We start from the raw sequence: 24674 nt of genomic DNA, 5'->3' as shown, positions 1-24674 counted from the left end.
GCTGGGTGCGGTCTTGCCTGCCGTCGTGCTGGCCGGCTGGTGCGATCACAGGTGTCGAATCTCGGTCAGATCGAGGTCGATGTCGAAGGGAACGTTGACCTTGACCCGATCGTGGAATATGCCGGTCAGCGCGTAGGCGTTGCTCGCTGGGTCGAGTTCGTAGATGTAGACGATGGCGTTGCCTGAGCCATCGTCCTCGACGCGCCAGAAGTGACCGATGCCGGCACGGGCGTACAGCTGCGGCTTGCGTTCGCGGTCACGGATCTCGGAGTCGAGTGAGACAACCTCGATCGCGAGCACGACAGCGTCGGCAGGGTAGGCCGTCTGGTCCCCTCCGGTGACCGCGTCGGCCCGCACGACCATCACGTCCGGCTCAGGTCGTTGCCGGCGGTCGAGGACGACGGACATCTCCCGCCGCACCCGCAGATGTTTGGGAACGCTGACCCGCAGTGCCGTGACCAGCAGGTCGAGGGCGAGGGTGTGGAACGCCTTCTGCGGGCTCGCGAACACCAGGCTTCCGTCGATGAGCTCGATGTGCGGCGGGAGATCGGGAAGACGATCGAGATCCTCCGCGGTGAATCCGTCCGGAGGCGGCACCGGCCATCGCATTGAAGCTGGCGCGTTCATCGACCCACCCTCCGCTGACCTGGTGCCGCCAGCCTATCGACGTCCCGGTCCTCAACCTGTGTGACGGGTGTGCCGTAGCTGTGGCAAATGGTGCTGGCGACGATGCGGCGGTCAGCGGGTGAAGCGGAGGCCGTCCATCAGCAGGTCCAGCACGCGGCCGGCCTGTTCGCGGCGGTCCGGTTCCGAGACCCACAACGAGATGGCGCTCATCGCGACCAGCACGTCGTACGGCTCCACATCCTGCCGGATGCCCACCGACTCCGCCGCCCGCAGCAGTTCGCCCAAGGCGGCCTCCATCATCGTCCGGCTCTGCGCGAAGGGCTGACCGCCCGCGGCGATCACGGTGCGCAGGGCCTCCGCCAGGCCGCGTTTCGTCGCCGAGTAGTCGATGAAGCCGTCCATCCACGTGCGCAGGGCGGCGTCCGGGGACAGTGAGGCAAGCAGGCGCGGCGCGGATTCGCACAGGCGGGTGAGTTCCGCGCGGTACACCTCTTCAATGAGGGCCTCGCGCGTCGGGAAGTGGCGGTACAGCGTGCCGATCCCAACCCCGGCGTCGCGGGCCACTCGTTCCAGGGTGACCTCGTCCGTTGGGTCTTTCGAGAAGGCGACCAGCGCGGCCTCCAGCAGCCGTTCGCGGTTGCGGCGGGCGTCGGCGCGCAAAGGGCGGGCTGCGTGGGTCACGTCACACTCCAAAGGCGAGGCAATCGGAGGCGCCTCCGGTTAGCGTGGGGAACATCTGGAGGCTCCTCCGCTTCAGATGGTACCGCCGAAGGAGATGGACATGGTGATCAGGACTCCGTTCGACAAGACGTCGACCGCTCGTGAGGTTCTTGCCGGGGTTGACCTAAGCGGCAAGCGCGCCGTTGTCACCGGTGGGGCTTCCGGGATCGGGGTTGAGACGGCCCGCGCCCTGGCTGAGGCCGGGGCCGAGGTGACCCTCGCTGTGCGCGACACCGGAGCGGCCGCGACGTTTGCCGGGGAGATCAGAGCGTTGACGATGCCGCTGGACCTCGCCGATCAGGCTTCCGTGCGGAAGTTCGCCGAGGGCTGGGAAGGGCCGCTGCACATCCTCGTCAACAACGCGGGCGTGATGGCGCGGCCGCTGGGGCGCTCCGAAGAGGGGTGGGAGCTGCAGTTCGCGACCAACCACTACGGGCACTTCGCGCTCGCGACCGGGCTGCTGCCTGCCCTGCGCGCGGCCGGCGGGGCGCGGGTCGTGTCGGTGTCGTCCAGTGGGCATCACTTCTCGCCGGTGGTGTTTGACGACATTCACTTCGAGCGGCGGGAGTACGAGGCCTGGTCCGCCTACGGGCAGTCCAAGACGGCCAACATTCTCTTTGCCGTCGAGGGCAGCCGGCGGTGGGCCGATGACGGGATTTTCGTCAACGCGCTGCACCCGGGTTCCATTCAGACGAATCTGCAGCGGTACGTCGACCAGGCCGAACTCCAGCGCCTGCGCGAAAAGACCGGCAACCCGAACCCGGAGTTCAAGACCACTGAGCAGGGGGCGGCGACGTCCGTGCTGCTGGCCGCATCGCCGCTGCTCGACGGGGTCGGGGGCAAGTACTTCGAGAACTGTAACGAGGCCGGGCCGCACCTGCCGGGGACGCGGACCGGGGTCGAGGCGTACGCGCTCGATCCGGAGGCGGCCGCTCGGCTGTGGGACATCAGCGTCAAGGAGGTTCAGCGATGAGCACGTTCGGATTCGAGTCCACCGCGAGTGAGGTCCTCGCCGGAGTCGACCTCACCGGGAAGCGGGCGGTCGTCACCGGCGGCGCGTCCGGGATCGGCATCGAGACCGCCCGGGCCCTCGCGGCGGCTGGCGCCGAGGTGACCCTGGCCGTGCGCAACACCGCGGCGGCCGACGGGTTCGCCGAGGAGATCAAGGCCCAGGTGCGGCAGCTCGACCTGTCGGACCAGGCGTCGGTGCGGGCCTTTGCCGAGGCGTGGGAGGGGCCGCTGCACATCCTCGTCAACAATGCGGGCGTGATGGCGTCGCCGCTCAGCCGTACACAAGAAGGGTGGGAATCGCAGTTTGCGACGAACCACCTGGGGCACTTCGCGCTCGCCGTGCGGCTGCTGCCCGCCCTGCAGAAGGCCGGCGGGGCGCGGGTCGTCGCGGTCAGTTCGGCCGCGCATCTGCGGTCGGGGGTCGTGTTCGAGGACATCCATTTCGAGCGGCGCGAGTACGACCCTTGGCTGGCGTACGGGCAGTCGAAGACGGCCAATGTGCTGTTCGCGGTGGAAGCCGACCGGCGGTGGCGCGGGGACGGGATCAGGGTCAATGCGCTGAGCCCGGGCGGGATTCGGACGAACCTGCAGCGGCATGTCGACGTCGATGAGCTGACGGCGAGCGCGACCGCGGCCAACGGGGGCGTGCCGATCCGGTGGAAGACGCCGGAGCAGGGGGCGGCGACCTCGGTGCTGCTGGCCGGGTCGCCCACCGTCGCCGGGGTCGGCGGGAAGTACTACGAGGACTGCCAGGAGGCGCCGCTGAACCGGCCGGGGACGCGGACGGGGGTCGCGGCGTACGCGCTCGACCCCGGCGCCGCGAGCCGGCTGTGGGCGGTCTCCGAGCAGGCCACTCACATCACGTTGTAGGCGCTCAGCGGCTCGATCAGCTCGCGCTCCTCGTACGACAGGTGCGACAGGAGGGTGTCGGTGAGCAGGTCGACCGCCTCGCGCACCTGCTTGATGCCCTCCGGTTTCGCCACCATCGCCACGAGGGCCTGGTCCACCCGCTCCAGCACGTCGGCGATGACGTGGTGCTCCGCCTCCAGGCGGTCGACGACCGGCACGAGCCGGGGGTCGGCCGCCCGCAGGCGCGGGAACAGGCTCAGGTCCTCGATGGTGTGGTGGGTGGTGACGACGCGGCAGTAGCTCTCGCAGTACGTGCCCAGCGTCCAGTTGTTCTGCCGCATCGCCATCGTGTTGATCATCGAACGCGCCCGGCCCAGGTCCAGCGCGCCGGAGGCGACCTGGTCCACGAGGTCGCGCAGCTGCTGCAGCTCTTCGCGCAGATGATTGTGTACGTCCACGAGGTGCTGCCCCGACGCCCGCTGCCTCCCGCTGTACTGCACGGCGAGATCGCTCGCCGGGCCCGTCGGGCGCTCGGACTCGTCCCAGAGGCTCGTGCCCGACAGCCGCGTGCCGTCGTCCGGCGTCGGGGTGGCGAGGGTGGCATTGTGCTCGCGAACGGTCACCGCCGATGCGGGCTCGGGCAGTACAACCGCGGCGGTCGGCTCTTCGGGGCGGGTCCGCTCCGCCGCGACCAGCTCGCGCACCGCCGGCACCACCTCGGTGGCGAAGCGCTCCAGGTCGCTGTCGCCGCCCGCGCGGACCATGTAGACGAAGCCGCTCATGCCCTCACTGACCGCGAGCTCGGCGAGCTGCTCCACCCACACCTTGGGCGGGCCCTGCAGGAATTCACGGCCGTCACCGCGGAACGAACCGGCGATGTTGTACAGCCTGCGAATGTCCTCCGGCCGCCGCCCGGCCTGCTCGGCGGCCTCGTCGATCCGCCGGTTCGACTCGGCGAGCAGCTCGGGGGCCACGTAGGGCGAGCTGGGCAGCCAGCCGTCGGCGAGGCGGCCGATGAGGGCGAGCGCGCGCGGCTTGTACGCGCCGACCCAGATGCCGATGTCGTGGGCGGTGCCGGGGCCGGGGTGGGCGCCCTTGAGGTGGTAGTACTCGCCGTCGACGCGCACCGAGCGCTCGTCGCTCCACAGCGCCCGGATGACCGCGATCGCCTCCGCGAGGGCCTTGAGCGACTCGCCGGGCGTGCGCCGCGGGGCGCCCATCGCCTCGATCGCGTCCCAGAACCCGCCGGCGCCCAGGCCGAGCTCGACCCGGCCACCGCTGAGCAGGTCCAGGCTGGCCGCGGCGCGCGCGAGCACGGCCGGCGGGCGCAGCGGCAGGTTCGCGACGTTGGGGAACACCGAGATCCGCTCGGTGTGCGCGGCGATCACCGACAATTGGGTCCAGGTGTCGAGGAAGCGCCCCTGGTACGGGTGGTCCTGCAGGCTCGTCATGTCCAGCCCGAGCTCCTCGGTGCGCACCGCGAGCCGCAGCGCCTCGGCGGCGTCGGCCGCCTCGGCCGGCAGGAACGTCCCGAACCGCAGATCGTGGCCATAGTCGGTCATGCAGATAATATTTCACACAGAAGGTTCACGTTCAAAGTGTCGCCTCTCACCCTTGGCAGTATTCCTCGATGGCGTCGAGATGGGCGGGCGTCAGCCCGCGGCGCGGATCGGGCCGGATCAGCAGCGCCCGGCCGTCCGCGGTGAGCTCGTCGTAGAGCGCCCCCGGCTCCGGTACCTCGACGTCGTCGGTCCACACCAGCCGCCGCCCGCCGCGCAGTACGGCCCGGGCCGCGGCGAGCTTGGCCACCGAGAAGTCCGGCACCTCGCCGAACGCGCGGTCCAGGCCCGGCATCTTGAACAGCCGCTCCACCTCGCCCGGCCACGCGCACCACGTCGAGCACCAGCGCACCTCGGCCACCCCGTCGCGGTGCAGCCGCTGGATGCGCTGCACCAGGGCGGGGGCCCAGCGCAGCTTCCACTCGGCGCCGAGCGCGTACGCCCGGCCCTGAAAGGGCGCCGCACCCCAGCCCGGCCGCTTGACGTTGATGACGCCGTCGACGTCGAGCAGCCACACCGGTGGATCGCCCATGCGGCGAAGGTACCGCCTCCGGGCCGCGCGTGAAAGTCGCGATAAATGCATTGTGCGCCTCCCGGGGAATGCGTAAGGTATTCATCAGCACCGAGAAGACACCGAGCGGGAAGGAGAAGACCATGATGCGGCGCCGGGCACTCGAAGCCAAGCGGGCCAATGTTCTCCTTGCCTACGGTTATGCCTGTATGCGGGGCGGTTACGTCTCGGGACGGTGGAGCGGCTAGCGGCCTGCTAGCGACGCCTCCGCCGCCCGCCCCAATGGGGACCGGGCGGTTTTTCTTTGTGTTCTTTGACAATTCCACAGTGGATGGCACACGCATTCTTTTTCTTGGGTACCGCACGACGGATCGATGCCGCCGGCGGTCCATGGGCTTGTGGCGCAGCGGTAGCGCATCGGTCTGGCAGACCGAGGGTCAGCGGTTCGAATCCGCTCAGGTCCACGCGGTTGTAGCTCAGTCCGGCCAGAGCGCCGCCTCGCCATGGCGGAGGCCCCGGGTTCGAATCCCGGCTGCCGCTCGTGTGTGTGCGCCCTCGTAGCCCAACGGCAGAGGCACGACGTTGAGGACGTCGACGGTGCGCGTTCGAATCGCGCCGGGGGCACGCTCGTGTGTGGCGCGGTGGACGAATGGGAGAGTCGCCGGATTTTCACTCCGGAACGTTGCGGGTTCGAGTCCCGTCCGCGCTTCGACGTGCCGCTAGCTCAACTGGTAGAGCAGCCGGCTCTTAACCGGCTTGTTCGGGGTTCGAGTCCCCGGCGGCGCACTTGCAGGGTGGAGGAGTTCGGTCGTCCTCGCTGGTCTCATAAGCCAGAAACCGCGGGTTCGAATCCCGCCCCTGCGTCCACGTTCCATCTTCCTGACGGGGGACCGGCCGGTTGTTCCATCGGGGGCCGGCCGGCCTCCCCGTCCCCGCGGGCGCGCCGACGTTGGAGAGTCGGGATTGGCTGTAAACCAGTTGCCACGCGCTGAGGGGGTTCGAATCCCTCCGCCCGCACGCTTCACCGCATCTTGCCTTCGTAGCTCAGCGGACGAGAGTGCCGGTTTCCGAAACCGGAGGTCGCTGGTTCGAGTCCAGCCGGAGGCACCCGGGGCCGTATGCCCGAGCAGGTTCAAGGGGCTCGACTGCAAATCGAGACATGCCGGTTCGAATCCGGCTGCGGCCTCTTCCGCGTTGTGCCATCCACTGTGGATCCATTGCCCCGCAGGCGGAGCGTCGGCTGCTCGGCCGCCCCTCATAAGGGCGGAGTGCCCGGATCGACACCGGGGCCTGCGACCTTGCGTATGCTGCGCCGATGGTGCGCTATCAGCTCGACCCCGACCCGGCCTGGGACCTGTGCGAGGACCGCGACGGCGTGCTGACCGTCGAGTTGTCCTGGCTGCCCGACGGGCTGGCGGCCCGCACGACCGAGATCGTGGCGAGCCCGGCCCTGGTGGCCGAGCTGACCGCGGCCGGGCTGACCGGCTTCGACACCGCGCCCGCGGCCGGGTACTTCCGGGAGGACAGCTTCGTCGAGCCGGGCACCGCGCCGCCGGAGCTGGTGCGGCTGGTGCCGGGGGCCGACCCGGGCGCGGACTTCGCCTACGTCGAGCGGGCCGGCCTGACCGTCAGCGAGCGGGCCCTGGAGATCCTGCGGGCCCACTGCCGCCGCCTCGAAGCGACGGCGCTCTAGTCTTTGTCGTCTTCCTTCTTCTCGCGCTGGATCGCCAGTTCGAGGGCGAGGACGGCGCACAGGATGAGCAGGTGGTTCTCGCCGTCGGCGATGTTGATGGCGTAGCTGTCGCGGATGCTCAGCCAGCGCTTCGAGACCGTGGCCACCTCGCGGTCGCCGCGTTCGACGGTGAACTCGTGGTCGAACAGGTCGCCGGACATGGTCAGGTCGTCGGGCCCGGGCACGTCGATGGTGAACTTCTCGCGGAACGGCGTGAAGAGCTTCTTGCGGACCTCGCCCGCCTCCTCGCCGCCGATTTCGATCTGGTACGTCGGGCGCAGCGCGATGAGCTTGCGATGCACGGAGGCGACCTCGTTGCCGGACGGGTCCTCGATGACGAGCTTGTCCCGCAGGCTCAGCACCTTGCCGTCGACGTGCAGGACCTTGCGCCCGTGGTCGTCGGTGACGTCGAAGTCGTCGCCGAGGTCGAAGAAGCGCTCCTTGATGACATACATGCCATCAAGTGTCCGCCCGCCGCGCCAGTCACGCCCGGCGAGCGAGGACGAGGAAGCCGCGCAGGTCGAGCACCGTCCCGCCGCCGAGCTCGGACAGGGTCGCGGCCAGGACGTCGAGGAGGCGCTGCTGCAGCTGCGGGGACTTGGCGCGGAACGGGCCGAAGGTGCGCACCAGGCGCAGGTACTCCGGCGCCGCCATCGGCACCGTCCGGCTCGACTGGACGTCCCGCACGTCCGTCCACAGCCCCGCGCCGAGGACGTCGCGGTGGACCCAGTCATCGGGCCGTACCAACAAGGGGGACTCGTCGACCGAACTGAAGGCCCGGTCGAACGCCTGCTGGTGCGCGGGGTCGGCGTAGTCGTAGCGGTGGCCGAACACGGCGAGCGTGCCGCCCGGCCGCAGGGCGTCGCAGGCGAGGCGGTTGCGGCGGGCCGGGTCGAGCCAGTGCCAGGCGAGCGCGCACCCGACGACGTCGGCCGGGCCGGCGGCCGCGTCCTCGAACGGCGCGACGATCACGTGCGCCGCCGGGTGGCGCGAGCGCAGCAGGGCGGCCATCCGCGGGTCGGGCTCGACGCAGGTGAGCCGACCGCCGAGCGCGGCCAGGATCGCGGTGCCCTTGCCGGTGCCGGCGCCGATCTCCAGCACGTCCTGCGGCTCGCGCCCGTGGAAGGCGGCGATCGTGTCGGCGAGGTCCGGCGCGTACCCGGGCCGGGCGTCCTCGTAGACGTCGGCCACTTCCCCGAACTGCCTGCCGTCAGCCACGGTGTCAACGATCTCATGGAGCTGCACGACGCCGTCGCACTGGTCACCGGGGCCGGGCGCGGGCTCGGCCCGCACATCGCCCGCGAGCTGTCCTGAAACGCCGCCGCCGCGGGAAGCGGCGGCGGCGCAGTAGCTGATCAGAACGCGGTGATGGCGTTGGCCGTGTAGACGGTGTCGGGTCCCGGGGTCGTGGTGAAGCGGGCGTTGGGCAGGTAGAGCCGGTGCCCGAACTGCGCGATCGTCGTCGGCACGTCGAAGCGCGGGTCGGTGCGCTCGGCCCGCACCCGGCCCGTCGTGCCGGCCCGGTCGAGCTCGACCGCGACGACCTTGTTGTCGCGGTTCTGCACGACGTACAGCGTCCGCCCGGCCAGCCACAGCCCGTCGCCGTTGACGAACGTGCGGTCGCCGGTGTCGATGCGCCTGGTCGTGCCGGTGCGCGGGTCGATGCGGAACAGGAACCCGGTGTTGGACTGCACCGCGATCAGCGCCCGGCCGTCGGGCGTGGTCGCGATGCCGTTGAGGTTGTTGACGCCCGGCGTGAGCACGAAGTCGCCGGTGAGGGCGAGCGTGGTGAACGACTTCGGCAGTTCGCCGCGCCGGCCGGTGCTCACCTTGTACAGCACCGCCTGCCGCGAGTCGGTGAAGTACGCGGCGCCGTCGAGCAGGATGACGTCGTTGACGAACGTGGTGCCGGTGGTGAACTTGTAGGAGGCGAGCACCTTGCCGCCGCGGGTGTCCACGACCCGGGCGTCGCCGCCGCCTCCGCCGGCCACGAACAGCCGGCCGCGGCCGTCGGTCTTCAGGCCCAGCGAGGCGGTGCCGACCGCCGGGCTGAGCTGGGCGCCGGCCCCGCTGACGAGGTTGACGCGGAAGATGCGCCCGTCGGCGCGGGAGCCGAAGTAGGCGAACGGGCCGGGCCCGATCGCGATCCCCTCCGGCTGGAACCCGGCGGGCAGGTTGAGGGTCGTCGGCAGCGGGCGGTCCGCTCCCGAGGCGTTCGCCGCGGCCGGACCGGCCAGCAGCGTGGCCGTGATCGCGGCCGCCAGGGTCAGCACGACGGTCACTCGTCGATATACGGTCATGTCTAGTAGATACCCTCCCAGGCTGGGAACGGTTCAGGCCGCGGCGACGATGAACCGGCGGATCCGCTCCACGACGTCGTCCGGCGGCCGCAGGAACTGCACCCGGACCTCGGTCAGGTCGTCGCGGTGCACGACGTGCATGATCTGGGCGTGGGCCCGCACCGGCGCGCCGGCCACGTCGAGCTCGACGATCACGGTGTCGCCGGGTTGTACGGGTACCGCATCCGCCGCCTCGCACCGCAGCCCGCCGGTGCTGAGGTCGAGCATGCGCGCGGTCACGAACGCCGAGCCGCCGTCGACGCCGAGGCGCACCGGGCCGGACGTGGCGATCCGCTCGGCGTTGCGCCGCTCCAGCCGCTCGGTCAGCGCCGACATGGCGTGGATGCGCTCGCGCGTCTCGCCGACCCGGCCGGTGAGCCGCTCGACGGTCGCGTGCTGGTCGTCGGCGACGGTGTGCAGCACGGCGGTGGCCTCGCCGATCCCGCCGACCCCGGCCACCATGGCCCGGATCGTGTCCGCCATCTGCGCCGCGTTGCGCTCCAGGTCGGCCAGCACGGCCGCGATCCGCTCGGTCGACTCGGCGGTGCTGCCGGCCAGGTCCTTGACCTCGTTGGCCACGACCGTGAAGCCGCGCCCGGCCGCCCCGGCCCGGGCCGCCTCGATCGTCGCGTTGAGCGCCAGCAGCCGGGTCTGCGCGGCGATGCCGGCGATGAGCTGGGTGGTGCCCTCGACCTGGCGCAGGCTCTCGCCGAGCGCCTCCACGACCCGCTCGGCCTCCCCGGCCCGCTCGACCACGGAGGCGGTGGCCCGGTCGGCCGCCCCGACCCGCTCCTCGATGGTGCGGGCCGCCTGGCGCACCTCGCCGACCTGGGCCACCACGTCCTCGAGCTCGGCGGTGATCGCCCCGACGGACTCGTCGACGATGTCCTGGGCCTGTTCGCGCAGCCGCCGCTGGCCCTCGCGCTGCTGCTCGAAGCTCGCGTGCAGCTGTTCCTCGCGGACGTGGCGGGCCCGGCGCTGCCGCTCGTCGCGGTCGGCGAGGCGGTGCCGGGCGCCGTCGATGGTACGGCCGACATCCCCGAACTCGTCCCGCCCGGCCGGCAGCGCGGCGGGGGAGAGCTCGCCCTCGGCGGTCGCGGTGATCGCGGCGGCGGCGAGGCGGGCGTCGCGGCGGGTGCCCCACCACACCGCGGCGGCGAACCATCCGGCGGCGGCCGCGGCGACCGCGGGCGTCCAGTCCCGGGCGATCAGGGCGGCCACCAGCGGCAGCGCGACCAGGACCGCCATCCGGGCGCCCGTGCGCATCCGGTCGGACAGCCACAGGACCGGCGCGAGGAGCACGGGCCTGCGCAATCCGCTCATATCGGGCTGATCGGTCCGGCCGGGCACGCTTCTGAGAAGAAATGCCCGGCCGGGCGCGATCGGGGGGAGCGCCTACAGGAACCGGTAGGCCGTGCCGCCGCGGACCGGTGCCACCCGGATGCCCGCGGACGGGTTCGCCGCCTCGACCATCTTGCCGCCGCCCAGGTAGATGGCGACGTGGCCCGAGGTGTGGATGACGTCACCCGGCATCCACTGGCCCGAGGGCACCTGACGGCCCCGGGCGGCGATCTGCTCGCTCTGGTGCGGCAGCTTGATGCCGACCTTGGCGTACGCGGCCATCACCAGGCCGCTGCAGTCGTACGAGCCGGGGCCGGACGCGGCGTACACGTACGGCTTGCCGACCTGGGCGAGCGCGAAGTTCACGACGGTGCCGGCGGCCCCGGACGGGGGAGCCACATTCGACGTCGTCGTGGACGTGGACTTCTTCTTCGCGGGCGTGGACGTCGTGTTCTTCGTCGGCGCCTTCTTGGTGGGCGTCTTCGTCACGACCGGCGCGGGCGGCGGCGGTGGTGTCGCGGCGTCGCGTTGCGAGGCGGCGAGCTTGACGAAGGTCTCGCGGTGGGCACGGTCGGCGCGCTCGTAGGCGGCGAGCAGGCGCTCCTGCTCGGCGAGCGTCGGAGCGGGCGAGCCGGCCGGGGCCGCCTCGGTCTGCTCCGTCTGCGACGACGGTGCGGGTTGGGCCGCGGCGGCGGAGGGGCCGAGCCAGACGGCGGAGAGGGCAAGGGCTGCGGTGCCTGCTGCGATGCGGTGCAGCGGCTGGCGAGCGTTCAGGTCGGCTCCACGGACGGCCCGGTGCACTCTCGCGTGTCTCGGGTGGGAGTTCCGCCGTGGAGGCCGGAGCTGACCCGAAGTACCGGGCTAAACGGACATTGCGGTAGACCGGCCCCGGGTGGGGCCGTTGGCGACGCTAGGCCGGTTATGGCGCGGTCACGAACGGTCGTGACATTCCTCACCACCTATCTCACCCACTGATGTGCGGGTATCGACCGATATGTCCGTACCGACCGGACAACCTTTCCCGGCCGTTCGGGCGTCCGAGGTTTGCGGGCGATTTGCGGGCATATGCTGCCTTCATGGGGTTTCCGCGGGCGGCCGCCGTGGTCGCGGCCGTCGCGCTGCTGGCCGCGTGCGCCGGCACCGACGCCGCCGGCCCCGCCGCCGATCCCACGTGCGGCCCGTTCGCGCCGTACCAGGGGCATCGGGGCAGCACCGTCACGGTCAGCTCGTCGATCCGCGACGTCGAGGCCGACAAGCTCGTCAAGGCCTGGGAGACGTTCCAGAGCTGCACCGGCATCACGATCGACTACACCGGCCGGTCCGACTTCGAGACGGCCCTGGCCGGCGAGGCGGCCGCCGGCAAGGCCCCCGACGTCGCGCTCTTCCCGCAGCCCGGCCTGCTGGCCGCCATGGCCCGCGCCGGGCGCCTGCAGCCCGCGACCCCGGCCGTCGCGGCGAGTGTCGACAAGTACTACCCGGCCGACTGGCAGCGCTACGGCATCGTCGACGGCGTCCTCTACGGCACCCCGCTGGACGGCAACGTCAAGAGCCTCGTCTGGTACTCCCCGAAGTACTTCGCCGAACGCGGCTACACCGTCCCGCAGACCTGGGCCGACCTGCTCGCCCTCAGCGACCGCATCGCCGCCACCGGGGTCAAGCCGTGGTGCGCCGGGATCGAGTCCGGCGGCGCCACCGGCTGGCCCGCCACCGACTGGCTCGAGGACACCCTGCTGCGCACGGCCGGGCCCGACGTCTACGACCAGTGGGTCGGGCACCGCATCCCGTTCGACGACCCGCGGGTCGCCGCCGCCCTGGACAAGGCGGGCGGGATCCTGCGCGACCCGAAGTACGTCAACGGCGGCTTCGGCGGGGTCGCCAGCATCGCCACCACCGCCTACCAGGAGAGCGGCCTGCCGATCCTGCAACGCCAGTGCGCGCTGCACCGCCAGGCGTCGTTCTACACCAGCTTCTGGCCCGCCAACGCGACCATCGCCGAGGACGGCGACCTCTACGCGTTCTACCTGCCGCCGATCGACCCGTCCGCCGGGCGGCCGCTGCTGGGGGCGGGAGTCTTCGCGGGGGCGTTCACCGGGCGTCCCGAAGTGCAGGCCCTGCGCCTGTACCTCACGACGCCCGACTTCGCCGACCGCCGGGCCCGCACCGCCGGCATCGTCAGCCCCAACAAGGGCCTCGACCGCGACGTGCTCACGACCCCGATCGAGCAGCTGACCGCCGCCCTGCTCGCCGACCCCGGGTTCACGTTCCGCTTCGACGGCTCCGACCAGATGCCCGCCGCCGTCGGGGCCGGCACGTTCTGGGCCGGGATGACCGACTGGATCAACGGCGCCGACACCGCTACCGTCCTGCACCGCATCGAGACCGGCTGGCCGGCTTGATCACGTTGACCGGGTGCCGATGACGTGAAGGTGTTGCGGCGCGTACGGCGGCGGGTGGCGGATCTGCGGATCGCCACCAAGATCGTCAGTGTGTCCCTCGTCGTCACCGCGATCTTCACCGCGTCCGGCGTCGTCGGCCTGGTCAACCTGCAGCGGCTCGTCGACGAGCAGGACCGCGAGTACCGCGTCAACGTCGTCGCCCTGGACCGCATGACCACCGTGCGCTCCGCCGTCAGCGCCCAGCTCGAGGCCGTCCTCGCCTACATCCTGGCCGACCCCGGCTTCTACCGCGACACCTACGCCGAGGTCATCGTCGACTCCGACCGCGACATCGACGCCCGCATCGCCGAGCTCCGCGCGATCGCCCTGCCGCAGAGCGAGCGCTCCGGGCTCAAGGCGTTCGCGGCCACCATCACCATGTGGCGCACCGCCCGCCAGGCCGCCCTCGACGCCGCCAACGCCGGTGACCGGCAGCAGGCCGCCACCGTCGTGCTGGTGCGCTCCGAGGCCATCGCCCGCGCCGTCAAGGACCGCGCCAACGCCTTCCTCGACCAGCTCGTCGAGGCCGTCGCCGACGGCGCCCGGCGGGCCAAGGCCAACGGCATCCGCAACACCCAGCTCACCGCCGGGCTGCTCGCCGCGGGCGCCCTCACCGCGATCCTGCTCGCCGTGCTCACCGCCCGGGCCATCTCCCGGCCGCTGCGCGAGGTCGTCGACGTGCTGGCCCGCGTCGCCCGCGGCGACCTGAGCCGCCGCGTCGAGCTCGACCGCGGCGACGAGGTCGGGCAGATGGGCCGCTCCCTCAACGAGACCCTCGGCGTGCTGCGGGCCGCGTTCGAGGAGGTCCACCACCGCGCCTCCCACGACGGGCTCACCGGCCTGGCCAACCGCGCCCTGCTGCGCGAGCGGATCGGCGCGGCCCGGGCCAACGCCGTGCAGGGGCTGCCGGTGGCGGTGCTCATCGTCGACCTCGACGGCTTCAAACAGGTCAACGACGCCTACGGCCACAACGCGGGCGACTTCCTGCTCACCGTCGTGGCCGAGCGGCTCGTGGCCGGCGTACGCCCCGCCGACACCGTGGCCCGCCTCGGCGGCGACGAGTTCGCCGTCCTGCTCGACGGCGTCCCCTCGGCCGAGGACGTCTACCTGATCGCCGACCGGCTCTGCACCGACCTGCAGGAACCGGCCGTGTTCCGCCCCGACTGCGTCATCACCCCGCGGGCCAGCATCGGCGTCAGCCTGTGGGACGGCGAAGTCCCCATCGACGCCCTGATGCACGACGCCGACCAAGCCATGTACGCCGCGAAAACCGGCGGCAAAGGCCGCGTCGTGTTTTAGTGGGAGCCGGTGCGGTCTTGAGGGGTGTGGGTGGAGCGAAGCTCCCCCACCGCTTTTCAGGACATCGCACGGTATCCAACGGTGCCAGTAGGGCCATTTAGATCGATACCCAGCCGTCGAAGCCGCTGGGGGACATGCAGTGCACGCGGTTGGCCAGGCGCAGCGACGGATCGGTCTGGTACCGCTTGGCCAGGGTCCGCTCGGCGTCGAGGTCCCCGCGGTCGGCGGACAGCAGCAGCTCGGCCAGCTCGTCGGCGGTGCGGTCGGTGATCGCGCCCCACTGGTCCCACAGCAGCGCCTCGTCGCACTGCCGGTGCGCGACTTCGAGGAGCACCGAGTCGAGCAGGAACTGGTGCCCGCGGAACGGCAGGCCCGGGTCGACCCCGTACCGGTCCGCGTCGATCAGCCCCCGCCGGTGCGCCGTCCACGCCTGCGCCGCCGTGATGAACTGCGGCAGGTCGGCCGTGTCGAAGGGGTGGTCCGCCGGCTCCAGCTGCGCGTCGGCGAGCACCCAGCGGCGCCCGTTCCAGTACTCGGCGACCACGTGGTCGTAGTTCCAGTCGTCGGCGAAGTACGGCGAGAACCCGACCCGGCTGCGCGCCGGAACCTGCCGCTGCCGCAGCGCCGCCACGGTGAGCAGGGTGAAGTCCCGGCAGCAGCCGAGCACCCGCTCCGCGACCGGCCGCACCCCGTCCAGCGGCCCCGGGAAACGCTCCTGGTCGCGCTCCAGCATCCGCGACACCCACCGCGAGTCGATCTCCGCCAGCCGCGACCCGTCGAACGCGATCCCCGCCGCCCGGTAATGCACCACCACGTTGCGGACGGTGGCCATGAGCTCGGGGAGCCCGTCGGGCAGGCCGTCGAGGAGCTCCCCGAACCGGCCGGGGTCGCTGAAGCGCGACTGCTCGCGGTACCGCTGCAACATGGTTCGAACCTAGCAACTCTCGATGAGGATCCGCCCCAACGCGGCGTGGGCTTTGACGGCCGGGTGGGTGGGGCCGTAGTCGCCGGCGGCGGGGAGGGCGTCGGCGAAGAGGCTGTAGATCAGCGCCGGGGTGTCGTCCGCGGCGAACACGATGCCGGCCTCGTGCCGTGCGGCGCCGCGCGGATCGTGGTCGGCGCCGTGTTTGGTGGCGACCCTGGTGCGGGCGGGGCCGGGAAGATCGTGGCGTACACCATCGTGATAGCCGGACGGGGAGCGCAGGACGGCGAGCAGGAAGGCGGTGCTCGCCGGGGTCAGCAGACGGCCCGTGGCCAGGCGGGTGAGCAGGTCGTGGGTCTCGCGGGCGGTGGTGTCGCCGAGCAGGAAGCGGGCCGGGTCGGCCGCCGTGGGCGCGACCCGGGTGCGGGCGAACCCGAGGGAGGCGAGGATCTCGTTGATCTCGGGGGCGGGGACGAGCCGGCCGCACAGCCGCACGGCGGTGTTGTCCGAGACCAGCAGCAGGGCGGTGAGGACGCCGGCGACGGTGAGCTGGTCGCCGTGGACGGGCTGCAGGTGGTACAGGCCGCTGCCGCCGAGGATGTCGCCGCTCGACAGGCGGACGCGGTCGGCCAGGTCGAGGTCGCCCCGGTCGGCGCGGGACAGCAGGGCGGCGGCGACGAACAGCTTCTGGATGCTGTAGCCCTTGACCAGGCGGTCCTCGTCGTGGGCGAGCACCGTCGTGTCGCCCAGGGTGATCCGGGCGTGCCAGTCGCCGCCCGCGCGGGCCGTCAGGCGGGTGTACGCGCGGCGGATCCGCGTGACGGTGGGAAGGGCCACCAGCCGGAGTCTAGGGTTTCCAGCCATGGACGTTGCCGAGGCGCTGCGGGCTCACCTGGACCGGCTGGTGTTCGCCGACCGCGGCACCGACGAGGTCACCGAGCTGCTCATCGCCGCGACCGTCGACTGGGCGGTGGGGGAGGGCTGGCGGGCGTACCGGCGGGCGAAGAGCGTGGTGCCGCTGCCGCCGCCGTACGAGCAGCAGTTCTCGGTCGTCGACGTCGGCATCGCCCGGCCCTCGGCGCCGCCGCTGGTCGTCGAGGTCGACCACGCCGACCGGCGGCGGACCCTGGACAAACTCGCGGCGGAGGCGGCGGCGGGGCGGGAGGCGTTGTGGGTGCGGTGGGGGACGGGGCGGTTCGCGGTACCGGAGCGGCCTGTTCGGCTTGTGGCTTTTCAGGTCATCTCCCGGCGCGGGCCGTCGGGGTCGCGGGTCCACTCGCACACGGCCGAGCGGGCGGCGCCTGAACACTCCGCGCCGGACGGCTCCTATCGGGTCGTGCCCATCGAGGGCGACTGAGCCGCGTAGAGCTTGTCGAAGATCTGCATCGGGTCGAGCGTGGCGTACGAGCGGACGCGGGTCGCGGTGTAGTCGGACACGACCAGGGCCGCGCAGTTACGGTCGACCACGACGACCATCGGCCGGCGCCGCGTGCGCGGCTCGAACGTGATCACGAAGCTCAGCTGCGTCGGGAACGCCATGCGCAGGCAGGCCTGGTTGGTCTCGGGCGCGGGCAGGCTGTTGAGCACCTGCACGAAGCTCGCGAGGTCCTGGGTCAGCACCTGGGGCGGCGCCGTGGTGGGCGACGGGGTCTCCAGGGCCGTGTCGCACCGGGTCACCGTGTCGGCCCCGTAGGGCACGAACTCGCCGCCCGCGTCGGCGGGGAGGATCCCGGTGTCGTACCGCGGAATCGTCGAACAGTCCACCGCCTGCGACCCGGGCCCGGACACCACCGGCGACGGGTACGCGGACGGCGGCTCCATCGACGGCGATGCCGACGGGTCGATCGGCGGCGGCAGCCCCACGGCCTGCCCCGCCGCCACCGCGGCGACCCCGACGACGGCCACGGCGGCGACCCCGACGATCGCGAGCTTGGTACGCATAGCACTACGCAGTGTAGTCGTGTTGCGGGGAAGACGTCGTGGCAACAGCGGAAGGTTGCCCCGCGGCCGCAACTGTCGGTGATCGGACCTGACCGATGGACGACAGCGCCCGTACCCCAGAATGGCGCGGGTGAGCCCGACGCCCACGGTGACCATCCCCCGTCAGCGGACCGCCGGACCCCCGCCTCCACCCGCGCGGGCGCGCAGCCCGCTGATCGCGTGGGGCCTGCTCGTCGCCGGCGTCGCCGTGCTGCTGCTGGGCTACCTGCGCATCGCGCGCGCCAACACCACCAACGCCGACGGCGCGGCCAACGCCCTGCAGGCCGCGGACATCCTGCACGGCAACGTGTTCCTGTCCGGCTGGTCCCTGAGCGACGTCTCGTTCTTTCCGACCGAGCTGCTCCAGTACGCCCTGATCGAGCTCGTGTACGGCCTGAACCCGGACGTCGTGCACGTCGCGGCGGCCTCGACGTACGTGCTGCTGATCGTCTTCGCGGCGCTGGCGGCCCGCGGCTCGGCCACGGGCGCGGCCGCGTGGGGCCGGTCGGCGCTGGTCGTGGCCGCGCTGCTGGTCCCGGAGCCGCACGCCGGCTGGTCGATCGTGCTCAACACGCCGGACCACACCGGTACGGGCGTCCCGTTGCTGGTCGCGGCCCTGCTGATCGACCACCGGGGCGCGCTTCGCCGCTGGTGGCCGGCGGCGATCACGGCGCTGCTGGTGGTGGCCCAGATGGGCGACCCCCTCGCCATGTACATCGGCGCCCTGCCGCTGGCGGTCGTGAGCGCCTTCCGGATCGTTCGCGGCGGCTCGGCGTCGCGGATGCCTGACCTGCACCTGCTGGTGGCGGCGGTGTCGTCGGTCGCGATCGCGCACGCCGCGGTGGCGCTGATCGGGCGCTTCGGCGGGTACCAGGTGCACCCGCCGATCGCCGAGTTCACGACCTGGGCCGACGTGCCCGACCACCTGCTGATGCTGGCCCGCACGACCGCGGTCGACTGGGGCGCGTACTTCCCGTTCCTGGGCGGCGACGGCCCCTTCGTGACGGCGCTGAACTACGCCGCCGCGTCGGTGAAGCTGCTGCTGATGGCGGCCGCGCTGGCCGCGCTGGGTGTCACGGTGGCGGGGCTGCTGCGCCGGCGGCTCGCGGAGGACCGCACCGCGCAGTGGCTGGCCGCCGCGATCACGGTCAACCTGGCCGCGTTCGTGGCCTCGACCCAGGCGGCGGACATGGCGAGCGCCCGCCAGGTCGTCGCGGTGCTGCCGTTCGGCGCGGTGCTGGCCGGGCGGGTGTTCGGTGACCGGCTGGGCGCGTTGCTGCGCCGGCCGCCCCGGGGGATGCCCGTGCGGGCCGTCGCCGGTGCGCTGGCCGCGGTGCTCCTGGCCGCGTTCGCGGTGCAGGCGGCGATCGCGAAGCCGGCCCCGCCGGAGGCCGCGGAGGCGGCGGCCTGGCTGGAGGCGCACGACCTGCACTACGGCGTCGGCGCGTACTGGGCCTCGCACACGGTCACGGTCGCGACCGGCGGCCGGGTCCGGGTGGCGCCGATCGTCGACCAGGTCCCGCGCGCGTTCCACTGGGAGTCACGCGCCGAGTGGTTCGACCCCCGCCGCCACGACGCCCGCTTCGTGATCGTCGACCGCGAGCTGGAGCACTACGGCACGCTCAGCGGCGTGGTGATCCGCCTCGGCCCGCCGGTCCAGCAGGTCGACCTGCACCGCTGGACGATCCTCGTGTACGACCACAACGTCCTGTACCACCTGCCCCGCCATCAACGGCCCTGAGCGGCGGCACCCTCCGCGGCCTTGCGCAGCCCTTCGGCCTCCATCCGGATGTACCGGCGGATCAGGCTGCCGTAGAACAGCGTGACGACCCGGGCCAGGGGACCGGCGAAGGACAGGGTCAGCTCCGCCGTGCACGTCCCGTCGCCGTTGTCGACCGCCCAGTGCCCGCCGACGTTGTGCACGCCCGGGACCGACGAGGACGTCCACTCGAAGCCGTTGGTGTCGACCTTCGTGACGGTCCAGGTGGCCGGGCGGAGCTTCGGCTGCGTCACCACGACCGACTCGCCCACCGTCAGGGGACCGGCCGAGGAACGCTCCACAGTGGAGATCGACGCGGTCCAGGAGGGCCACTCCTGGACCGCGTTCATGATGCCGCCCACGACCGGGGCCGGTGCCGCGATCGCGATGGTGTCGCGGAAGTCCACGCTCATGGACGAAGACGTTAGCCCAGCTTCAACCACAGGGCGCCGAGCGGGGGGATGCGCAGCACGGCCGACGCCGGCAGGCCGTTGTGCGGCTCGCCCGTCGCCTCGACGGCGCCCATGTTGCCCACGTCCGAGCCGCCGTAGACGGCGGCGTCGGTGTTGAGGATCTCCGTCCAGCGGCCGGTGAAGGGCAGCCCGACGCGGTAGCCCTCGTGCGGGTGCGTGGCGAAGTTGACCACGACCGCCACGACCGAGCCGTCGCCGCCCCAGCGCAGGTAGGAGAAGCAGTTGCCGCCCGCGTCCTCGTTGTTGATCCAGCGGAAGCCGTCGGGCGTGGTGTCCTGGGTCCACAGGGCCGGGGTGTCCTTGTACACGGCGTTCAGGTCGCGCACGAGGCGCTGCAGGCCGCCGCGCATCGGGTCCTGGACGAGACCCCAGTCCAGGCCGCGCTCCTCGCTCCACTCCTGCTCGTCGCCGAGCTCGCAGCCCATGAAGAGCAGCTGCTTGCCGGGGAACGACCACATGTAGGCGAGCAGGGCGCGGGCGTTGGCGAGCTTCTTCCACAGGTCGCCGGGCATCTTGCCGACGAGCGAGCCCTTGCCGTGCACGACCTCGTCGTGGCTGATCGGCAGGACGTAGTTCTCGCTCCACGCGTAGACGGTCGCGAACGTCATCTGGTTGTGGTGGTACTGGCGGTAGATCGGGTCCTTGGCGACGTACGTCAGCGTGTCGTGCATCCAGCCCATGTTCCACTTGAAGCCGAAGCCGAGGCCGCCGGAGTCGGTGGGGCGGGTGACGCCGAGCCAGGCCGTCGACTCCTCGGCGATCATCATGATGCCGGGGTGGTGCTTGTAGACGGTCGCGTTCGCCTCCTGCAGGAAGGAGATCGCGTCGAGGTTCTCCCGGCCGCCGTACTGGTTCGGCGCCCACTGCCCGTGCTCGCGCGAGTAGTCCAGGTACAGCATCGAGGCGACCGCGTCGACCCGCAGCGCGTCGGCGTGGAACTCCTCGCACCAGTACAGCGCGTTGGCGACCAGGAAGTTGCGCACCTCCTTGCGGCCGAAGTCGAAGATGAGGGTGCCCCAGTCCGGGTGCTCGCCGCGGCGCCAGTCGCCGTGCTCGTACAGCGGCGTCCCGTCGAAGCGCGCGAGGGCCCAGGCGTCCTTGGGGAAGTGCGCGGGCACCCAGTCGAGGATCACGCCGATGTCGGCCTGGTGCAGGCGGTCCACGAGGTGGCGGAACTCGTCCGGGGAGCCGAAGCGCGCGGTCGGGGCGTAGTAGCCGGTGACCTGGTAGCCCCACGAGCCGCCGAACGGGTGCTCCATCACGGGCAGGAACTCCACGTGGGTGAAGCCCATCTCCGTGACGTACTCGGTGAGCTGGTCGGCCAGCTCGGTGTAGCTCAGGCCGGGCCGCCACGAGCCCAGGTGCACCTCGTAGATGCTCACCGGCTCCTCGTGGGTGCGCCGCGCGGCCCGGGCGGCGACCCAGTCGCCGTCCTTCCAGTCGTACTGCGACCGGTACACGACGCTCGCCGTGGCGGGCGGGGTCTCGGTGTGCTGGGCGAGCGGGTCGGCCTTCTCCACCCAGTCGTTGTCCGGGGTCAGGAGCCGGAACTTGTACTTCTGCCCGGCGGTCACCCCCGGCACGTACAGCTCCCACACGCCGCTGCCGCCCAGCGAGCGCATCGGCAGGCCGTCGTGCGGGCCCCAGCCGGTGAAGTCGCCGACGACGCGCACGCCGCGCGCGTTGGGGGCCCAGACCGCGAACGCGACGCCGTCCTCGCGCACCTGGGCGCCGAGGACGCTCCACAGCCGCTCGTGCCGGCCCTCCTGGATGAGGTGCAGGTCGAGCTCGCCGAGGGTGGGCAGGTGGCGGTACGGGTCGTCGCTCAGCGTGCCGTCGGCGTCGATGCGGTAGTCGGTGAGGGCGCCGGGCACCTGGACCTCGAACACGCCCTCGCCGTGCACCTGGCTCATCGGGTACCGCTCGCCGTCGGCGACCACCGCCACCGCACCGGCCCCGCGGCGCAGCGTGCGCACGACGGTCACGTCGCCGTTCAGGTGTGCGCCGAGGATGCCGTGCGGGTCGTGGGACCGCCCGGCGATCAGGTCGTCGAGATTCATAGGGGTGCTCACCTTGTCGTCAGGTCCGAACCGTTCACGATGCGCTCGATCGACTGCAGCGGGATCCGCAGCCAGCCGGGGCGGAACCGCGCCTCGTACGCGCTCTCGTACACGGCCTTGTCCAGCTCGTAGGCGCGCAGCAGGGCCCGGTCCTCCCGCGGGTCGTATCCGGCGGCGGCAGCATAGCCGTCGCAGAAGGCGTCCCGGTTACGCTCGACCCACTGCCGGGCCCGGCGGGCGAGCCCCTCGTCGTCCTCCTGGCCGAGCAGCAGCTGGTTCGCGGCGTACTCGTACGAGCGCAGCATGCCGGCGACGTCACGCAGTACCGAATCCGGCTTCCTTCGCTCTTCCACCGCCACCCCGGGCTCGCCCTCGAAGTCGATCAGCAGCCACGACTCCGGGGTCCGCAGGACCTGACCGAGGTGCAGGTCGCCGTGGATGCGCTGGGTGGCGACGGGGTCCTCGCCGGCCTTCTGGAACAGCGCCGCGATGTCGCCGGCCAGCGGCTGCAGGTCGGGCACCACGCGCAGGGCCGTGTCCAGGCGGGCGAGCATCGCCTCCACCGGCGGCGCCGCGCTCTGGGTGCCGAGTTCTTCCGCGAGGGTACGGTGCACGTGCGCGACCGCCTCGCCCAGCCGGGCGGACTCGCCGGCGAAGTCGCCGCCCACCTCCTCGGGCTTGAGGTCGTGCTCGGCGTAGAGGTCGCGGGCGCTGGTGGTGGCCATCGCCCAGCCCTCGGCGGAGTTCTGCGCGTACTCGGTCACCATGGCCAGCGCCAGGTCGTCGCGCTCGATCGCGCCGAGCAGCCGGGCCACGTTCGGGCACCCGGCCCGGGCCAGGACGCGGTTGAGCTCGAGGTCCGGGTTGATGCCCGGGGTGACCCGCCGGAAGATCTTGAGGATCGCCGCGCTGTCGAACACGACGCTGGTGTTGCTCTGCTCGGCGCCGCTGATCCGGGCGGGCGCGTCGACGGGCAGGGCCACCCCCGGCTCGGGCACGAACCGGACCCCGTCGACGACCGCGCCGGTGTCGATGAGGGCCAGGATCCGCTGGGCCGAGTGCTCGTCGTAGAGGGCGTCGGAGGCGGTGCGGTCGCCGTCGGCGCCGATCAGCGCGGCGGCGGACAGCTCCGCGGCCACGTCGAGGTTCCAGCCGACGAACAGCTGGTACTGCTCGGAGCCGCCGTCCTCGTAGTGCGCGTCGAGCAGCACGTGGTCCAGCCCGTCGGGCAGGTGGGTGACGGCGGCCGGTTCGACGTGGGTCAGGGTGCGGGTGCGGCCCGCGTACCACCGCTGATGCGGCAGCCAGTCGGTGTACGGCAGAGAAGTCATGGCTCTCCTAGCTCTGCTCTACCGGCGCGCTCAGCTGGAACCAGTAGAAACCGTGCCCCGGCAGGGTCAGCAGGTAGGGCAGCTGACCGATGTTCGGGAACTGGACGTGCCCCGTGAGCTCGATCGGCGTGTACCCCGCCCAGTTCTGCAGGTTCAGCTCGATCGGCTGCGGGAACCGGGACAGGTTGTTCACGCACAGCACGACGTCGTCGCCGTGCACCCGGACGAACGCGAGGATCGACGGGTTGGACCCGCCCAGCTCGCGGAACTCGCCGGCGGCGAAGGCCTCGTGGCGGCGGCGGACCTGCAGCATCGTGCGGGTCCAGTTGAGCACCGAGGTGGAGCTCTCCTTCTGCGCCTCGACGTTGACCGACTGGTAGCCGTAGACGTGGTCCTGGATCGCCGGCAGGTACAGCCGCCCCGGGTTGGCCTGGGAGAAGCCGGCGTTGCGGTCCGGGGTCCACTGCATCGGGGTCCGCACGCCGTCGCGGTCGCCGAGCCAGATGTTGTCGCCCATGCCGATCTCGTCGCCGTAGTACAGCACCGGCGAACCGGGCAGGGACAGCAGCAGCGCGGTGAACAGCTCGATCTGGTTGCGGTCGTTCTCCAGCAGCGGGGCGAGCCGGCGGCGGATGCCGACGTTGGCGCGCATGCGCGGGTCCTTGGCGTACTCCGCGTACATGTAGTCGCGCTCCTCGTCGGTGACCATCTCCAGGGTCAGCTCGTCGTGGTTGCGCAGGAAGATGCCCCACTGGGTGTTCGCCGGGATCTGCGGGGTGTGGGCCAGGATCTCCGAGATGGGGAACCGCGACTCACGCCGCACCGCCATGAAGATGCGCGGCATGAGCGGGAAGTGGAACGCCATGTGGCACTCGTCGCCGTCGCCGAAGTACTCCACGACGTCGGCCGGCCACTGGTTGGCCTCGGCGAGCAGGACCCGGCCGGGGAACTCGTCGTCGATGACCTTGCGGCAGCGGCGCAGGAACTCGTGCGTCTCTGGCAGGTTCTCGCAGTTGGTGCCCTCGGACTCGAAGAGGTACGGCACCGCGTCCAGCCGGAACCCGTCGATGCCCAGGTCCAGCCAGAACCGCAGCACGTCGATCATCTCGCGCTGGACCTCGGGGTTGGCGTAGTTGAGGTCCGGCTGGTGGGAGAAGAAGCGGTGCCAGAAGAACTGCCGCCGCACCGGGTCGAAGGTCCAGTTGGACTCCTCGGTGTCGACGAAGATGATCCGGGCGTCGCTGTAGGCCTTGTCGGTGTCGGACCACACGTAGTAGTCGCCGTACGGGCCGTCGGGGTCGCGCCGGGACTCCTGGAACCACTGGTGGGAGTCCGAGGTGTGGTTCATGACCAGGTCGGTGATGACCCGGATGCCGCGCTTGTGGGCCGCGTCGAGCAGGTCCACGAAGTCCTCGACCGTGCCGAACTCGGGCAGGACCTTGTAGAAGTCCCGGATGTCGTACCCGCCGTCGCGCAGCGGCGAGTCGTAGAACGGCGGCAGCCAGAGGCAGTCCACCCCGAGCCACTGCAGATAGTCGAGCTGGCCGATGAGTCCCTTGAGGTCCCCGGACCCGTCGGCGTTGGAGTCGGCGAAGGCCCGGACGAGGACCTCGTAGAAGACGGCCCGCTGGAACCAGCCCTCGTCCGCGGCCATGACCCGCGCTTGGCCGAAGTCGCTGGAGGACGGGTGCTCGACTGCGTCGCTCATGCTGTACCTACCTCTTGC

General features: G+C 71.7%; 23 protein-coding genes and 9 tRNA genes. 16 read left to right on the top strand and 16 right to left on the bottom strand.

Translation table 11 applies throughout. The features are described from left to right. Window positions 1-45: 45 nt before the first annotated feature. Window positions 46-627: a Uma2 family endonuclease gene (locus ACQP00_RS37025; protein ID WP_433205010.1), complete on the bottom strand. Its 582-nt coding sequence runs from the start codon at window positions 625-627 to the stop codon at window positions 46-48. 111 nt (window positions 628-738) lie between these two features. After that, entirely contained in the window at window positions 739-1287 is a 549-nt protein-coding gene (locus ACQP00_RS37020; RefSeq protein WP_433205007.1) for a TetR/AcrR family transcriptional regulator, read from the bottom strand. Window positions 1288-1402: 115 nt separating this feature from the next. Here ACQP00_RS37020 and ACQP00_RS37015 point away from each other — a divergent pair, with 115 nt between their 5' ends. Beyond that, complete coding sequence (locus tag ACQP00_RS37015) at window positions 1403-2320, top strand: SDR family NAD(P)-dependent oxidoreductase (RefSeq protein WP_433205004.1); 918 nt, start codon at window positions 1403-1405, stop codon at window positions 2318-2320. Continuing rightward, window positions 2317-3228: an SDR family NAD(P)-dependent oxidoreductase gene (locus ACQP00_RS37010; RefSeq protein ID WP_433205001.1), complete on the top strand. Its 912-nt coding sequence runs from the start codon at window positions 2317-2319 to the stop codon at window positions 3226-3228. The genes ACQP00_RS37015 and ACQP00_RS37010 overlap by 4 nt, the downstream gene beginning before the upstream one ends. On the opposite strand, the gene ACQP00_RS37005 is transcribed toward ACQP00_RS37010, so the two are convergent. Both ACQP00_RS37005 and ACQP00_RS37000 read right to left on the bottom strand, forming a co-directional pair. Then, window positions 3213-4769, bottom strand: coding sequence for an LLM class flavin-dependent oxidoreductase (locus ACQP00_RS37005; protein WP_433204998.1), 1557 nt, complete (start codon window positions 4767-4769; stop codon window positions 3213-3215). The genes ACQP00_RS37010 and ACQP00_RS37005 overlap by 16 nt on opposite strands. Window positions 4770-4815: 46 nt before the next feature. Further along, window positions 4816-5298, bottom strand: a complete 483-nt coding sequence (locus tag ACQP00_RS37000; protein ID WP_433204995.1) for an HAD domain-containing protein — start codon at window positions 5296-5298, stop codon at window positions 4816-4818. Window positions 5299-5669: 371 nt separating this feature from the next. Between ACQP00_RS37000 and ACQP00_RS36995 the strand changes: the two genes are divergently transcribed. From ACQP00_RS36995 to ACQP00_RS36950, 10 genes are all read left to right on the top strand, one after another. After that, window positions 5670-5741 (top strand) — tRNA-Ala (locus ACQP00_RS36995). 1 nt (window position 5742) lies between these two features. After that, window positions 5743-5817: transfer RNA gene (locus ACQP00_RS36990), tRNA-Gly, on the top strand. 11 nt (window positions 5818-5828) lie between these two features. After that, window positions 5829-5901: transfer RNA gene (locus ACQP00_RS36985), tRNA-Leu, on the top strand. Between the two features lie 11 nt (window positions 5902-5912). Beyond that, window positions 5913-5986: transfer RNA gene (locus ACQP00_RS36980), tRNA-Glu, on the top strand. Between the two features lie 4 nt (window positions 5987-5990). Further along, window positions 5991-6063 (top strand) — tRNA-Lys (locus tag ACQP00_RS36975). A gap of 2 nt (window positions 6064-6065) precedes the next feature. Then, window positions 6066-6144, top strand: a tRNA-Met gene (locus ACQP00_RS36970). A 67-nt stretch (window positions 6145-6211) separates the two neighbouring features. After that, window positions 6212-6294: transfer RNA gene (locus tag ACQP00_RS36965), tRNA-Tyr, on the top strand. Window positions 6295-6310: 16 nt separating this feature from the next. Beyond that, a tRNA-Arg gene (locus tag ACQP00_RS36960) sits at window positions 6311-6384 on the top strand. A gap of 5 nt (window positions 6385-6389) precedes the next feature. Next, a tRNA-Cys gene (locus ACQP00_RS36955) sits at window positions 6390-6463 on the top strand. Between the two features lie 129 nt (window positions 6464-6592). Continuing rightward, window positions 6593-6970 carry a hypothetical protein gene (locus ACQP00_RS36950; RefSeq protein WP_433204992.1) on the top strand — a complete coding sequence of 126 codons (378 nt, stop codon included), beginning with the start codon at window positions 6593-6595 and terminating at the stop codon, window positions 6968-6970. Here ACQP00_RS36950 and ACQP00_RS36945 read toward each other — a convergent pair. The 5 genes from ACQP00_RS36945 to ACQP00_RS36925 all read right to left on the bottom strand — a co-directional run bounded on the left by ACQP00_RS36945 (window position 6967) and on the right by ACQP00_RS36925 (window position 11490). Next, on the bottom strand, window positions 6967-7464 hold the full coding sequence (locus tag ACQP00_RS36945) for an LURP-one-related/scramblase family protein (RefSeq protein WP_433204989.1): 498 nt from the start codon (window positions 7462-7464) through the stop codon (window positions 6967-6969). The two genes, ACQP00_RS36950 and ACQP00_RS36945, sit on opposite strands and share 4 nt — an antisense overlap. Window positions 7465-7492: 28 nt before the next feature. Next, window positions 7493-8227, bottom strand: coding sequence for a class I SAM-dependent methyltransferase (locus ACQP00_RS36940; RefSeq protein WP_433204986.1), 735 nt, complete (start codon window positions 8225-8227; stop codon window positions 7493-7495). A 137-nt stretch (window positions 8228-8364) separates the two neighbouring features. Next, window positions 8365-9291: a superoxide dismutase gene (locus ACQP00_RS36935; RefSeq protein WP_433204983.1), complete on the bottom strand. Its 927-nt coding sequence runs from the start codon at window positions 9289-9291 to the stop codon at window positions 8365-8367. Window positions 9292-9342: 51 nt separating this feature from the next. Beyond that, complete coding sequence (locus ACQP00_RS36930) at window positions 9343-10671, bottom strand: methyl-accepting chemotaxis protein (RefSeq protein ID WP_433204980.1); 1329 nt, start codon at window positions 10669-10671, stop codon at window positions 9343-9345. Between the two features lie 72 nt (window positions 10672-10743). Then, window positions 10744-11490, bottom strand: a complete 747-nt coding sequence (locus ACQP00_RS36925) for a C40 family peptidase (RefSeq protein WP_433204977.1) — start codon at window positions 11488-11490, stop codon at window positions 10744-10746. A gap of 275 nt (window positions 11491-11765) precedes the next feature. Here ACQP00_RS36925 and ACQP00_RS36920 point away from each other — a divergent pair, with 275 nt between their 5' ends. Beyond that, window positions 11766-13085 (top strand): ABC transporter substrate-binding protein, encoded by a 1320-nt coding sequence (locus ACQP00_RS36920; RefSeq protein ID WP_433204974.1) that lies wholly within the window; start codon window positions 11766-11768, stop codon window positions 13083-13085. 24 nt (window positions 13086-13109) lie between these two features. Next, on the top strand, window positions 13110-14423 hold the full coding sequence (locus ACQP00_RS36915; RefSeq protein ID WP_433204971.1) for a diguanylate cyclase domain-containing protein: 1314 nt from the start codon (window positions 13110-13112) through the stop codon (window positions 14421-14423). A 97-nt stretch (window positions 14424-14520) separates the two neighbouring features. Here ACQP00_RS36915 and ACQP00_RS36910 read toward each other — a convergent pair whose 3' ends face one another. Both ACQP00_RS36910 and ACQP00_RS36905 read right to left on the bottom strand, forming a co-directional pair. Continuing rightward, entirely contained in the window at window positions 14521-15348 is an 828-nt protein-coding gene (locus tag ACQP00_RS36910; RefSeq protein ID WP_433204968.1) for a transglutaminase-like domain-containing protein, read from the bottom strand. Window positions 15349-15357: 9 nt separating this feature from the next. Further along, window positions 15358-16182: a serine hydrolase gene (locus ACQP00_RS36905; protein WP_433204965.1), complete on the bottom strand. Its 825-nt coding sequence runs from the start codon at window positions 16180-16182 to the stop codon at window positions 15358-15360. A 25-nt stretch (window positions 16183-16207) separates the two neighbouring features. Between ACQP00_RS36905 and ACQP00_RS36900 the strand changes: the two genes are divergently transcribed. Continuing rightward, the gene (locus ACQP00_RS36900) at window positions 16208-16702 is read left to right on the top strand and encodes a hypothetical protein (RefSeq protein WP_433204962.1); all 495 of its coding nucleotides are present in this window, start codon (window positions 16208-16210) and stop codon (window positions 16700-16702) included. Here the strand turns inward: ACQP00_RS36900 and ACQP00_RS36895 are convergent. Continuing rightward, entirely contained in the window at window positions 16672-17286 is a 615-nt protein-coding gene (locus ACQP00_RS36895) for a hypothetical protein (RefSeq protein WP_433204959.1), read from the bottom strand. The two genes, ACQP00_RS36900 and ACQP00_RS36895, sit on opposite strands and share 31 nt — an antisense overlap. Window positions 17287-17416: 130 nt before the next feature. Between ACQP00_RS36895 and ACQP00_RS36890 the strand changes: the two genes are divergently transcribed. Then, the gene (locus ACQP00_RS36890) at window positions 17417-19066 is read left to right on the top strand and encodes a hypothetical protein (RefSeq protein ID WP_433204956.1); all 1650 of its coding nucleotides are present in this window, start codon (window positions 17417-17419) and stop codon (window positions 19064-19066) included. Here ACQP00_RS36890 and ACQP00_RS36885 read toward each other — a convergent pair. Genes ACQP00_RS36885 through treS form a run of 4 tightly spaced genes read right to left on the bottom strand, consistent with a single transcriptional unit; the run spans window position 19054 to window position 24656 of the window. Next, a complete protein-coding gene (locus ACQP00_RS36885) occupies window positions 19054-19497 on the bottom strand; it encodes an SRPBCC family protein (protein ID WP_433204953.1) in 444 nt (147 codons plus the stop codon). The two genes, ACQP00_RS36890 and ACQP00_RS36885, sit on opposite strands and share 13 nt — an antisense overlap. An 11-nt stretch (window positions 19498-19508) precedes the next feature. Beyond that, the gene (gene glgB, locus ACQP00_RS36880; RefSeq protein ID WP_433204950.1) at window positions 19509-21617 is read right to left on the bottom strand and encodes a 1,4-alpha-glucan branching protein GlgB; all 2109 of its coding nucleotides are present in this window, start codon (window positions 21615-21617) and stop codon (window positions 19509-19511) included. Between the two features lie 8 nt (window positions 21618-21625). Next, entirely contained in the window at window positions 21626-22948 is a 1323-nt protein-coding gene (locus ACQP00_RS36875) for a maltokinase N-terminal cap-like domain-containing protein (protein WP_433204947.1), read from the bottom strand. A gap of 7 nt (window positions 22949-22955) precedes the next feature. Beyond that, a complete protein-coding gene (gene treS / locus ACQP00_RS36870; protein WP_433204944.1) occupies window positions 22956-24656 on the bottom strand; it encodes a maltose alpha-D-glucosyltransferase in 1701 nt (566 codons plus the stop codon). Window positions 24657-24674: the final 18 nt, after the last annotated feature.

Origin of the sequence: Dactylosporangium sp. CS-047395, from assembly GCF_050942185.1 — a bacterium.
Lineage (GTDB): Bacteria > Actinomycetota > Actinomycetes > Mycobacteriales > Micromonosporaceae > Dactylosporangium.
This window is presented reverse-complemented; position numbering and strand designations above follow the sequence as displayed.

Excerpts from the sequence above, each read along its gene's own strand:
- ACQP00_RS36900 (WP_433204962.1), top strand. The coding sequence starts at position 16,208 with ATGGACGTTGCCGAGGCGCTGCGGGCTCACCTGGACCGGCTGGTGTTC.
- treS (WP_433204944.1), bottom strand. The coding sequence starts at position 24,656 with ATGAGCGACGCAGTCGAGCACCCGTCCTCCAGCGACTTCGGCCAAGCG.
- ACQP00_RS37015 (WP_433205004.1), top strand. The coding sequence starts at position 1,403 with ATGGACATGGTGATCAGGACTCCGTTCGACAAGACGTCGACCGCTCGT.
- ACQP00_RS36875 (WP_433204947.1), bottom strand. The coding sequence starts at position 22,948 with ATGACTTCTCTGCCGTACACCGACTGGCTGCCGCATCAGCGGTGGTAC.
- ACQP00_RS36895 (WP_433204959.1), bottom strand. The coding sequence starts at position 17,286 with ATGCGTACCAAGCTCGCGATCGTCGGGGTCGCCGCCGTGGCCGTCGTC.
- ACQP00_RS36950 (WP_433204992.1), top strand. The coding sequence starts at position 6,593 with ATGGTGCGCTATCAGCTCGACCCCGACCCGGCCTGGGACCTGTGCGAG.
- ACQP00_RS37010 (WP_433205001.1), top strand. The coding sequence starts at position 2,317 with ATGAGCACGTTCGGATTCGAGTCCACCGCGAGTGAGGTCCTCGCCGGA.
- ACQP00_RS36885 (WP_433204953.1), bottom strand. The coding sequence starts at position 19,497 with ATGAGCGTGGACTTCCGCGACACCATCGCGATCGCGGCACCGGCCCCG.
- ACQP00_RS36910 (WP_433204968.1), bottom strand. The coding sequence starts at position 15,348 with ATGTTGCAGCGGTACCGCGAGCAGTCGCGCTTCAGCGACCCCGGCCGG.
- ACQP00_RS36930 (WP_433204980.1), bottom strand. The coding sequence starts at position 10,671 with ATGAGCGGATTGCGCAGGCCCGTGCTCCTCGCGCCGGTCCTGTGGCTG.
- ACQP00_RS36920 (WP_433204974.1), top strand. The coding sequence starts at position 11,766 with ATGGGGTTTCCGCGGGCGGCCGCCGTGGTCGCGGCCGTCGCGCTGCTG.
- glgB (WP_433204950.1), bottom strand. The coding sequence starts at position 21,617 with ATGAATCTCGACGACCTGATCGCCGGGCGGTCCCACGACCCGCACGGC.
- ACQP00_RS37025 (WP_433205010.1), bottom strand. The coding sequence starts at position 627 with ATGAACGCGCCAGCTTCAATGCGATGGCCGGTGCCGCCTCCGGACGGA.
- ACQP00_RS37005 (WP_433204998.1), bottom strand. The coding sequence starts at position 4,769 with ATGACCGACTATGGCCACGATCTGCGGTTCGGGACGTTCCTGCCGGCC.
- ACQP00_RS36945 (WP_433204989.1), bottom strand. The coding sequence starts at position 7,464 with ATGTATGTCATCAAGGAGCGCTTCTTCGACCTCGGCGACGACTTCGAC.
- ACQP00_RS37000 (WP_433204995.1), bottom strand. The coding sequence starts at position 5,298 with ATGGGCGATCCACCGGTGTGGCTGCTCGACGTCGACGGCGTCATCAAC.